Below are 11,242 nucleotides of genomic sequence, written 5' to 3' on the forward strand. Positions count from 1 at the left end.
CCCGAGCCCCCTCCGGCCGTCGGAATGCCCACGAAGGACGAGTTCGTGGCGGGCTCGAAGCTGCCCACCGGACCGGACCTGACGGGCGCCCCGACGTTTCAACCCCTGGTGGCGGCCAGTTCGACAGCCAAGCCCGAGTCTGAGTACGGCCCGTCGATTTCAACCAACACCGCCAAGCCCGAGTCCGAGTACGACCCTTCGACTTCAAGCAACATCGCCAAGCCCGAGTCCGAGTACAGCGATCCGAGCGGCGTCGCGGGCGACGCGCTCGAAGTCGACAGGGCCTTTCGCGCGGGAGGTGCGTCACAGGCTGCCCAAACCCTGGCGGACCTCACCATGCAGCACCGGGCCGAGCCAGGGTATGCGGATACCCTGCTCAAGACCTCCGCCAGGACGCTCCAGGACATCTCCAGCGAGCTGGGAGAGCGCGCCAACAAGGGCAAGCTGGATGACCCCAAGAAGGACTCCCACGGGAAGTACAACACCACCTATGAGACACTGAAGAACCTGTCCGTGGTCGCCGGGCAGGTCGGCCCCGACAGCCTCAAGCTCCTGGGTCAAACCCTGGCGGCGTCGACGCCCGACAAGTCGGACATCAACCAGCTCGACGACAAGCTGAAGGAGCTCAAGTCGGAGAACATGCCCGGCCTGGACAAGCTCGCGGGAACGCTCGTGACGGAGCTCGAGGCCTCGGGCAAGAACAAGGCCGCGAAGGCGCTGCGCGAGGAGCACAAGCCTCTGGCGGAGGTCCCTCCTGGCCCTCCGCCAGACGGAAACCGTTGGGTGCCCGGCACGCCCCTCGCGCTCGCGAAGAACGCCCACGCCACCAACCTCCGCGATGACTTCAACCACGCCAAGAACGGGGACTACAACTGGTTCGAAGGCGACATCCGCATGGAGCTCAATCGCGAGGGCAAAATCGAGATGCGTCACGGCGGCAATGAGACCGGCGACAATCTCACCCTGATGGAGTGGCTGAACAAGGGTAAGGAACAAGGGGTCGGTCTCAAGCTGGACGTGAAGGATGACCGAGTCTTCAACAACAGGTTCCTCGAAGACGTCAGGGCCGCCGGTGTCCCCAACGAACGGCTCATGTTCAATTACGGCTTCGACGTCATGAGCAAACATGGAAAAGCCACACGCGACATGTTTCCCGGTGCGACCCTCGCCATCAACCCGCCAGGCGAGGGTTCGATGGATGAGAAGATCGCCCAAATGACAGCCGCGGTCGAATGCGGAGGCCTCACACGCCCCGTCACCTTCGTCTTCGAGTATGGCCAGCACCCCACGAAACCCGCGCAAATCGAGGCGCTGGAGAAGCTGGGGCCCATCTCCATCTGGCGGGGGAATACGTTCGACGGACAGAGCAAGAAGAAAGCCGAAGACGAGCTGCGTGCCCTGAACATCACGGGAATGATCGACCTCAAGGAAGGAGTCATGAGCAAGGTCCGGGACACCGTCCCGGGTCTTGACCACCTCCGGTTCTAGCCGTCAGCGCGGGGAGCACCCCACCCGCTGCCCACCGACGGCCAGGTCGTCGAGCCACCAGTCGGTGGGCACGGAGAGCCCCTGGTAGAGGAAGACGCCCGTCTCCAGCACCGTGAAGCTCCGGGCCTTCTCCCGCTTCGGAGGCGTGTCCGTGGGCGGGTCGGAGAAGACGAACTTCCGGGGCCAGGCCAGCTCCACGCCGTCGAGCCAGACACGCGGCTCGGCGGCCTCCGGGGCCTCCCCGTTCGCCGCGTCGAAGAGCCACTCCAGACACACCCACTGGTCCAGCACGAGCGGCGTGTCGGAGACCTGCACCCACTCCGGGAAGCCGGGCGGCTCCGGCGGATGCCAGAGGGCCATGTATTTCTCCTGGTACGTCGCCACCTCGTACCAGTCGAGCGCCTGGAACGCGCCGTCATCACTCCCGGGCCGGGGATAGCGCGCGTTGAAGAGTCCCGCGTGTGAGGCCGGGCGCGCGGGCGTCGTGTAGACGAAGACGCGCCCCCAGAGCACGGGGCCGAAGTCCCCGGGCAACTCGAAGCGCACCGTCTTCTTCGGTCCCCCCTGCTCGCCCTCCCGGCCTCCCACCAACTGGCTGGCGTGCAGCGAATACCTGCCGCCATGGGCCCGGGTGTCATCCACGACGAGCCGCCCGCTGAACTCGTCACGGTGCGGTGTCCAACCCGCGGGCAGCCGCCCCTCCTCGAAGTCCCAGCACAGCGTCTCCCCCGCCGAGCACCCCGGGGACGACGGCCGGTGGGCACACGCGAGGCAAAGGACAACCAAGGCCAGTCCGACACTCCAAGGGGCGGCGATTCGGGCGCGCAAGCGGGAGTCCTCGTCAAAGGCTCCAATCTCGCACGCCCGAGCAGGGCTGTCCCGCCGACCTCCCTCAGACCCAGATTTGACTGTTGCCGATCTCCGCCTTCTGGAGCGCCTCGAAGGAGGGATAGGCCTTCGCCGCGTCATGGTTGTAGCTGTCGTAGCTGGACCAGATGCCGTTCTCCTGGCGCACGGTGAAGAAGTGGCCGCGGGTGGTGTCCGCAATCACACCCACGCCCCGCTTCTTGAGCGTGTCCGCGTCACTCTGGGCCAGGCCATACAACCCCAGGACGGAGGGGTCATTGCCATCCATCACCATCTCCTGGGCCTCCTTGTTCGGCAGGCCGAGCGCCGTCTCGTAGTGCTGCGTCGCCTTCTGGATGAACTCGTCCCGCGTCAGCCCGCCATTGGTGAAGTGGTACAGCGCATAGAAACCACAGAGCTTGGAGTCGGGAGGCGTCTTCGGCTGCTTCAGGAACTTGTAGGGCACGGTGCACCAGGGTGGTTGGAGAGCGTGAGACCGGAAGCCCCGGCCGCACATCCCCGAGACGACACGCCCCCGGGGCTTGTGACACGTCCGCCACGTGCGAGGTGTAGCGGGAAACTTCACAAAACCACCCCGTGAGTAACCCATCCCGCCACGCCGTGTCCCCGCAACCGCCTGAATGACTTGCAAGCCCGCAATGGCTTGCTTCCTGCTCACAAGCCGCCCGCCACGTCGACGCCCCGCCAATCCCTCTCCGACATGACGTGGAAACCCCGTAGGAGAAAACCACTACATGTCAAAGTCAAACACGCTCCACCCACGAGCCATGTCCTGGCTCGGCGCGGCAATGCTCTGTCTCTTCATGTCTTCGCAGGTCGCCTCGGCCGCCAGGGTTCCCGCCCCGGTTCCCCCGAAAGAGCCGCCCCAGGTCGACCCGTGCGAGTGCGGCCCCCTGGACGTGGTCTTCGCCATCGACGACACGGGCAGCATGGGCGGCTCGTTGACCGCCCTCCAGGCGAACTTCTCCAACCTGTTGACGCAAATCCAGACGTCGTCCAACGGCGACTACCGGCTGGGCCTGGTCACCTTCCAGGACGACGTCACCGTGCGCGTGGACCTGGGCGCGGGTAACGACGCCCAGATGCAGGCGCAGATCGCCAGCCTGAGCGCGAACGGCGGGTGGAACCTGCCGGAGGCGTCCGACGAGGCGCTCAACACCGTCATCCACAACATCGCCTTCCGCCCGAACCAGAACGGCGCCTTCACGGGCTACTGGCGCACGGGGGCCCGCCGGGTCGTCGTCCTCATCACCGACAACCTGCCCGGCGGCTTCAATGACTCGTACACGAGCAACGCCCTGGCCAGCCTCCAGGCGCAGGAGGCCTACAACGAGGGCATCCGGATTCACGCCGTCTACGTCCCCACGGGCGGCACGCCCGACCCCACGGTGGTGGGCATCATGCAGAACTACGCCACCGTCTCCCAGGGGGCCTACCGGCTGACGGCGCCCAGCGGCGCGGACGTGCCCCAGGCCGTGCAGGACTTCCTGAGCGACTGCCGCACCCCGTCCGACGTCTTCATCCGCGACACGCCGGCCGACAACGGCTGGGAGCCCAGCTCCGGCGCCATCTGGACGAGCCCCGATATCAAGGTGTGCAACAACGTCAACGGCTGCGCCAGCTCCACCAACCCCGTGTTCGGCACGCCCAACAACTACGTCTTCGTCACCCTGCGCAACTACGGCCCGCTGCGCCCCACCGGCCCCATTGGTGGCTCGCTGCACCTGTACTACCTGGCGTCGGGCGGCAACTCCTCCTGGGGCTCCACGAGCTGGAGGCGCATCCAGACCCAACACAACATCTTCCTGGACGCGGGCGAGACGCGTGACATCCGCATCCAGTGGGCCAACGTCCCCCTGCCCGGCCACTACTGCCTGCTGGCGCGGTGGGTGTCCGACGGCGACCCGATGAGCTACCCGGAAATCATCGGCTCCGACACCGTCACCAACACCCAGCTCAACAACAACATCGCCTGGCGCAACGTGGACGTGGTCCGGATGCTGCCCGGCGGCACGGGCACCACCACGTATGACGTGCGCCCCACGGTGGGCCATGCGACGACGCTCTTCATCCGTCCCGAGGCAGAGCCGTTCCCGGGCCGCGTGACGCTGACGCTGACGGACCGGCTGTTCGCGGCCTGGGAGGCCGCGGGCGGCGAGGCCGAGGGCCTGGAGGGTGTCGAAGGCACGACGCTGTTCTTCGGCGGCCACGGCGGCGCGCTGGGCCTCCACACCGACAAGGAGATGGATGAGCGCATCCACGTGAACTTCCTGTCGGACGGGCCCGAGGGCTTCTTCCCGATGAACATCTTCGAGAGGGATGACCGGAAGGACCCCATCGGTGGCGTGAGGTACGAGGTCAACGTCATCTCGCCGGATACGGAGCCGGTCGCCGTGGAGCTCGCGGTGCGCGGCGTCGACGGCAAGTACACGGAGCTGACGTGGCCGCACACCGTGCACCACAAGCACTACGTCGTCTACCGGAGCGAGAACCCCGAGGCGGGCGACATGGAGGCCATTGGTGAGGTCGACGTCAGCGAGGAGTTCACCGAGACGACCGCGGTGCGCTTCGTCGACGCCTCCGACGCGACTCGCCACTTCTTCTACGCGGTGGAGAGCCACACCGACGGCAACAAGACGCTCAGTGGCTGGGTGACGCTGGGGGCGCCTCCCAACCGGTAACACGCGCGGCATCCCTCCTTCCCGGGCGAAACGGGCCCGGGAAGGAGGACGTCGTCGTCAGATGGTCGGCTCGGAGATTTTCACGTCGCTCTTGTCGAAGTGGTCGAACGCCTTCGTCATGCCCCACGCGCCCAGGCCAATCGCCAGTCCCACGGCGGCTCCCGCGGGCCCGCCCCAGGCTCCCGCCGCGGCGCCGGCCGCCAGGTAGCCGCCCACCGCCGCGGTCGCCGTCGTCACGCCGCTGGCGACCGCCCAGCCATTGCCCTTCTGGATGCCGTCGTAGGCCTGCATGCCGCCACTCAGGACGCCCAGCCCCGCGGTGAGCTTCGCGAGCCCGTTCAGGCTCTTGGCGGCCTGCATGGGCGTCAGGCGCTGTCCCGCGGTGATGACGCCTCCGTCCAGCGTCAGGCCACTGCCCGCGCCACGAAGCGCGGTGGTGACGGCGCTGCCACCCGACACGACGCCGATGGTGCCCGTCACGAGCGCCACCCCGTCCTTCGCCGCGCCAAGGTAGTTGCCCTGGCTGAAGTCCCGCATGAACAGGGGACCCGCCTTGGCCAGAATCTCAGCGCTGCCGGCCAGGCCGGCAATCCCGCTCGCTCCGCCCACCAGGCGTGCCTTGGGGTCCAGGCTGAGCGACGGCTGGCCATTGAGCGCCGGCGTGAGCGCCTCCTTCAGGCGGAGCATGCCCACGGAGTTGGCTGAGACCGCCGCCTTCACCTCCTTCAAGTCGTTGCGCTCCACCTTGTCCGGGTTCAACGCCCGGTTGGGAGACATCGCGAGCGCCAGCTCATTGAAGTCCCTGACCTGTTGCGACAGGCCATCCACCGCCGCCCCGCCCAGCGACGCCTGCCCCTTGGGCAGCGCCTTGAGCGCGTCGACCGAATCGACCTTCTCGCCGTTGACGGTCAGCGTCTGTCCTTCAGGGGTGATGGAGTGCTGGGCCGTCCCGTCGGCGTTGGTGATTTTGTTGGAGGCGCGGATGAGCTCCGGTCCCGTCTTCGTGTCGACGGACACCTGCTCCTGCTCCTGGGTGCTCTTGGGGCCGTCCTTGGGCTTCAGGCTGGACGTGGTGCGCTCGTGGATCTCCACCTCGCCCCGGGCGTTGCGCTTCTCCTCGCGCGAGTAGTCCTGCACCGCGCGCGCGCCCGTCTCGTCCGTCTGGTCCAGGTGCGACGCGACGACCCTGTCCTTGTCGTCGAACGTCCGCGTCAGCTCGCTGCGAGCCTCGACGGCGGGGCCGTCCTTGGGCTGCGTGGAGGTGGTGCTCGATTCGGTGGTCTGGAGCCGGCCCTTGTCGTCCCGCTTCTCGGTGAGCGCGTAGTCGCGCACCGTGCGCGTCCCGTCCGCCTCCGTCTGGTCCGAGTGCGCCGAGGCCAGCCGCCCCTTCGCGTCGAACGTGCGCTTCGTGTCGCCCTTCACGCTGACCGGGTCCCCGTCCGGGTTCTTCGGGTCGGGCACCCGGCCCTCGGTGGTCTCCGTGACGGTGTTGCCGTCCAGCTTCTTGCGGGTGGTGACGGAGAGGTCTTCCTTGCCCTCGATGAACGTCTGGGTGTTCAGCTCGCCGGGATTGCTCGTCTGGAGCGTCCAGCTCTTGGGCGAGCCGTTCTCCTTCTCCGCCCGGTACTCCACGTCCCCCGCGGCGTCGTAGAAGCCGCTGTCGTACGAGCTCTCGCTGGGCTTCTTCTCCGGCCGGTCCAAGACCTTGCTCTCGCTCGCGGTGACGCGGGCGTTGTCCTGGGAGTACGACGTGCCGAAGGTGTAGCTGGCCTTGGCGGGCTTGCCGTCGGGGTCCTTGGCCCCCTCGGGCGGGATGTGGACCGTCTTGGTGTCCACCTTGTCCAGGGGACGGTCGTCGTCGAACTTGCCCTTGAGCTGGTCGTTCAGCCCCTTCTCGTCGTCCTGTGTGCCGAACGTCCGCGTCGTCTGGGTGGTGCCGTTCTTCGGGTCCTCCGTGAGGGTCTTCTCGACCAGGTTCTTCGTCGCGAAGTTCAGCTCCCGGGACTCGAAGAGGGCGTTGGGGTCCTCCGCCTTGCGCTTCGTCACGTCGCTGGTGCTGGAGATCTTCGACGCCGCGTCCACGTCCGGGTCCTTCCAGACGGTGCGGGTGTTGGTCAGCGTGTCCAGCTTGTGGTGGTCTTCCAGCGACTCCGACTCGACGGTGCCCTTCTCCCGGTCGAACTTCTGCGTGGAGACGTACGTCATGTCGTCGCGGTCGCCGAACCGCACCCGCTCGGTGACCTGACCCTTGTCGTCCTTCGTCACCAGCGTCGTGCCATACCCATCCGACTTCTCGACGGAGACCCCGGGCGGGAGCTTCTCCGGGTTCTGGGCCATCGTTTCCAGGGCCTGGGCACGGGCCTTCAGGTCCTTCTGGGTCTGCTTCAGCCCCTTCTCCACGCCGGTGCGCTCCTCCGCCACCGTCTGGAGGTCCACCTCCTTGCGCAGCGCCGTATCGAGGGGTGACTCCGCCGCCGCCTTCTTCAGCTCGGGGCTGGCCTGGGTGATGGCGTCGGCCTTGTCGAACTGGGCGGAGGCCCGAAGCTCGCGGGCCATCGTCGCGCCCAGCGCCAGGGTGTTGGCATCCTTGCCCTGCGACTTGAGGCCTTCGATGACGGTCGCCTGGTCCTTCTGCGCGTTGAGCTTGTCGACAATCGGCTTGCGGCCCTCGGGCCCCGCCAGCGCGGCGCTGTCGGCCAGGCTCTTCACCATGGCATTGCGGTCCTCCGCGGGCGTCTTCTTGTCACCCACCGCGTCCGCGGCCTTCTGCACCTGCGGCGCGGACTCGCTCACCAGGGCCTTGCGGTACGCGGGGTCCTGACCGAGCGCGAGCTGACGCTTGAGTTCCTCGGCGCCAGCGCGCGGGCTCTTGGAGGAGGCGTCCGCGACGCGTCTGGCATCGGAGGTCGCGGCTTCCTTCGAGGAGACGACGGACTTCGTCCCGAACAACTTCTCCTGGTCCTTGGCGGACAGGCTGCCCGCGTCGAAGACATCCTTCTGCCGGTCCGCGAGGGCGTACGGCTTGGGCAGCTTCTCCTTCTCCGCGGCGTCGTTCGCCTCCTTCTCCGCGGCGAGCGCCTTGTTGGCCGCGGCAAGGGCCTCGCGCTTGTCCTTGGCGGCGATTTCGTTCGCCGTCTTCGAGGCCTTGTCCGCCTTGTCGAGGTCCTTGGACGCCGTCTCAACCTTCTTCTGGGCCGTGTCCTTCGCTCCGGGAGAGAGCGCGACGGCGCGCTCCTTGTCCGCCTTGTCCAGCCGGGAGCCGGCGTCGCCGCGCGTCTTGCGCGCCTCCGTCGCCTTCTTCTCCGACGCGTGCGCCTTCTGCAGCGTGCGTTTGGCCTCCGTGCGCGCCTTCTCCGCCTTCTTCTTCGCCTGCGCGGCCGTGACCTTGGGAGCCTTCGGCTTCGGCTTGGGCTGCTCTACGGGCTTGCGGACCTTCGTGGGCAGCTCTCTAGGAATGGCCATGACAACCTCCTGGGGGATGGGGGAGGCGCGGGAGAACGGCGAGGAGCCCGGCACATTGCCAGCCCGCGCTTCAACATTGTCGGAATGTGAGACAGCGAGTTTCGCGACAGGATTTAATGCCTGTTTTCACCGAAAAACCCTTGCGTCACATGAAACATGAAACACATACAGCGACCGTCACGCGCCGCGAGGGTCGGCGCATGGGTCGCGTGACAGGTCATTCAGGTCGCGGGTGTCGCCCGACAGCAGACGTTTCGGACAGGGTGCGGCTCGCACTCCGGCTTCATCAGGGAGACACACCTACCGCCCAGGTGGCGCACCGCATTCGACGCTTCGCGTTCGCGACCTGGAAATGAAGAAAGAATGCGCCACCGCGCCTGGGCGCGTGTCGCCCGGCGCGATGCCTTCAGTGCCACGACCTCAGGGGAGAGGCCCCCGCCCCGGGCACGGGGCTGGGGACCGAGCCTCAACCGACCGCGGGCTTCTCCAGCACGAGGCCGAAGTGGGTGTAACAGGTCGGGTGCAGCTCGAGGATGTTCTCGAAGTGGATGACGCGGGACGTGAGCCCCGCGGCGTGAGCGGGGTCCAGAACGCGCTCCTTCAGCGTGTCCACGCCATAGAAGCGCCCGTGCCGCTCTCCCCAGCCCGGGAAGAGGTGGATGACGGGCTCGGCCTCGCGGCGGATGTCATAACCCCACGCGGGGTCGCACATCGTGAAGGCATACTCGCCCAGGTACAGCGGGACGATGCAGACCCGGCCCCCGGGCCGCAGCACCCGCGCCGCCTCCCGGATGAAGCCCGTGTCCGCGGTCCCCTCGAAGTGCTCGAAGGAGCAGTGCAGCGTCATCGCATCCACGGAGGCATTGCCCAGCGGCAGCTCCGCGGCCGAGCCGCCAATCTCATGGCCGTTGATGCCGGGCGGAAACACCAGGTCCTGGACGAACACGTTGCGCGTCTTCGCCAGGGCCCGGATGACCTCCAGATAGGGGCTGTTCAGCGTGGAGGCGATGTCGACGTAGACGGCCTCCTCGCGCGACAGCAGCGGCGCCAGTTGCGTCCAGGAGTAGTGGTACTGCGAACGCTTCTCCCAGTAGGGCTGGAGCGAGCAGTAGTGCCGGAGCACGGGGCTGCCCGCCTGCAGCTCGTTCCAGAAGCGGTCCAGCCCTGCCACGTCGAAGCGGAACGTCTCGTAGGGGATGCCCGCCTGCCGCAGCGGCTCCGGGCTCTTGAGCTGGGGGCCCGGCCCATAGCGGCCGAAGCCGGTGAGGCTGAGCAGCTTCGAGAGGGGCTGGGAGGCCTGATGGGCGGCCCGGTGTCGGAGGCTCTTCTTCACGCGGGTCAGCAGGTTCAAGCGGGGCTCCACGGGGCCTGGGGAGCGCGCATTCTCGGAGCCCCCTCCAGGCGAGTCAACGCGCCCCACGCCCGCCTCCCCGCCCGCTCGACAGCTGACGGGGCGTGGAGGCGGATGGGGACGGGCTCAGTAGGGCCAGAAGCGCGCCACGAACGGGGTCTCCACGGACTGTCCCGGCGCGGTGTGCAGGCCCGCCACCCGGAAGAAGCCCTCCGCGTCGAGCCGCGCGACGAGGGGCCGCTCGCTTCCGGGCAGGTCCGAGTGGTGCGAGCGCAGCACCGTCAGCCCGTTCGCGGAGACATGGATGAGGCCCAGGCCCGGCGCGCCCGACTCGTCCCGGTACACCGTGGACAGCGCGATGTCGCCGCCCGGCAGCAGCCCCGTGCCCACGAGCACGTCCCTCGCCTGATTCTCCACCGTCACGAAGTAGCGGTAGCCCTGCGTGCCGAAGGAGGCGTCCACCGCGCCCGTGCCGCTGTCGATGCGCAGCAGCCCCGCGCCGGTGCCGGCCCCTTCCCCACTGAACACGGCGCGAGTCCCCACCAGCACCTTGCCACCCTCCAGGAGGTGCAGCGTCCGGGGCGTGAGCCTGGGGGTGACATAGGCGGGAGGGCTGTAGCTGAAGGCGCGGTCCCGCTCACCGTTGACCTGATAGCGCCGCAGCGACAGGCCATGGTTGTGAGACGCCGTCGTGCCCGCCAGCAGGAGCGAGTCGTCCGCGAGCGCGATGACCCCCAGCCCCTCGTCGTCCCCGCCGACGTCCTCCCAGGCGAGTCCGTCCGCGCTGAACGAGGTGTCGAGCTGGCCCGTCGGCAGCAGCCGCACGAGGACCTGGTCCCGGTCCGTGTTCTGCACGGTCCCCGCGCCCACCACGCGGCCCCGGGAGTCCACGGTGAGGGCATGCAGCGTGGCGTTGCCCGCGGAGAGCTGGAAGGTCCTCACCCCGGTCGTCCCGAAGGTGGTGTCCAGCGCGCCCGTGTCGGTGAGCCGCACGAGCAGCAGGCTCTGGTAGTTGCGCGCCGTGCAACTGTTGGTGTCCGCGATGGCACCACCGGCGAGCACGACCCGCCCATCCGAGAGCACGGTGACGGCGTCGACATAGTCATCACCGTCACAGACGTCGATGACGCGCGTGCCCTGGGTGCCAAAGGAGACGTCGGGCGTTCCGTCCGGCAGCAGCCGCGCCACCAGCACGTCCCTCAGGCCCGCCGAGCCGGTGGAGCCCGCGAGAATCCACTTCCCATCCGGCGTCACGGCCATGGCGTTGATGCTCACCGCGGGCAGCCCCAGCGCGGGGAGCCCGAGCCCCTGAGCGCCAAACGAGACATCCAGCGCGGCCTGCCCCGCCTGGACCTCCAGCGTCACCGACACCTCGACACGCTCCCCCCGGCCC

The 11,242-nt window shown here is 68.0% G+C and carries 7 protein-coding genes; 2 read left to right on the forward strand and 5 right to left on the reverse strand.

What is annotated here, in order from left to right:
- On the forward strand, positions 1 to 1,488 hold a 1,488-nt coding region (locus tag FJV41_RS44275; RefSeq protein ID WP_141648677.1), incomplete at its 5' end, for an FAM151 family protein.
- A 3-nt stretch (positions 1,489 to 1,491) separates the two neighbouring features.
- On the opposite strand, the gene FJV41_RS44280 is transcribed toward FJV41_RS44275, so the two are convergent.
- Together FJV41_RS44280 and FJV41_RS44285 are read right to left on the reverse strand one after the other, a co-directional pair.
- Positions 1,492 to 2,274 (reverse strand): hypothetical protein, encoded by a 783-nt coding sequence (locus FJV41_RS44280; RefSeq protein ID WP_141648678.1) that lies wholly within the window; start codon positions 2,272 to 2,274, stop codon positions 1,492 to 1,494.
- Between the two features lie 106 nt (positions 2,275 to 2,380).
- Positions 2,381 to 2,800 (reverse strand): hypothetical protein, encoded by a 420-nt coding sequence (locus FJV41_RS44285; RefSeq protein WP_141648679.1) that lies wholly within the window; start codon positions 2,798 to 2,800, stop codon positions 2,381 to 2,383.
- Between the two features lie 289 nt (positions 2,801 to 3,089).
- On the opposite strand from FJV41_RS44285, the gene FJV41_RS44290 reads away from it, so the two are divergent.
- Positions 3,090 to 5,036 (forward strand): vWA domain-containing protein, encoded by a 1,947-nt coding sequence (locus tag FJV41_RS44290; RefSeq protein WP_141648680.1) that lies wholly within the window; start codon positions 3,090 to 3,092, stop codon positions 5,034 to 5,036.
- Between the two features lie 57 nt (positions 5,037 to 5,093).
- Here FJV41_RS44290 and FJV41_RS44295 read toward each other — a convergent pair whose 3' ends face one another.
- The 3 genes from FJV41_RS44295 to FJV41_RS44305 all read right to left on the reverse strand — a co-directional run.
- The gene (locus FJV41_RS44295) at positions 5,094 to 8,498 is read right to left on the reverse strand and encodes a hypothetical protein (RefSeq protein ID WP_141648681.1); all 3,405 of its coding nucleotides are present in this window, start codon (positions 8,496 to 8,498) and stop codon (positions 5,094 to 5,096) included.
- 466 nt (positions 8,499 to 8,964) lie between these two features.
- Positions 8,965 to 9,849: a class I SAM-dependent methyltransferase gene (locus tag FJV41_RS44300; protein WP_141648682.1), complete on the reverse strand. Its 885-nt coding sequence runs from the start codon at positions 9,847 to 9,849 to the stop codon at positions 8,965 to 8,967.
- Between the two features lie 126 nt (positions 9,850 to 9,975).
- Positions 9,976 to 11,242 (reverse strand): NHL repeat-containing protein (locus FJV41_RS44305; RefSeq protein ID WP_141648683.1); only part of this gene is annotated, 1,267 nt, incomplete at its 5' end.

It is taken from the genome of Myxococcus llanfairpwllgwyngyllgogerychwyrndrobwllllantysiliogogogochensis, from assembly GCF_006636215.1.
Lineage (GTDB): Bacteria > Myxococcota > Myxococcia > Myxococcales > Myxococcaceae > Myxococcus > Myxococcus llanfairpwllgwyngyllgogerychwyrndrobwllllantysiliogogogochensis.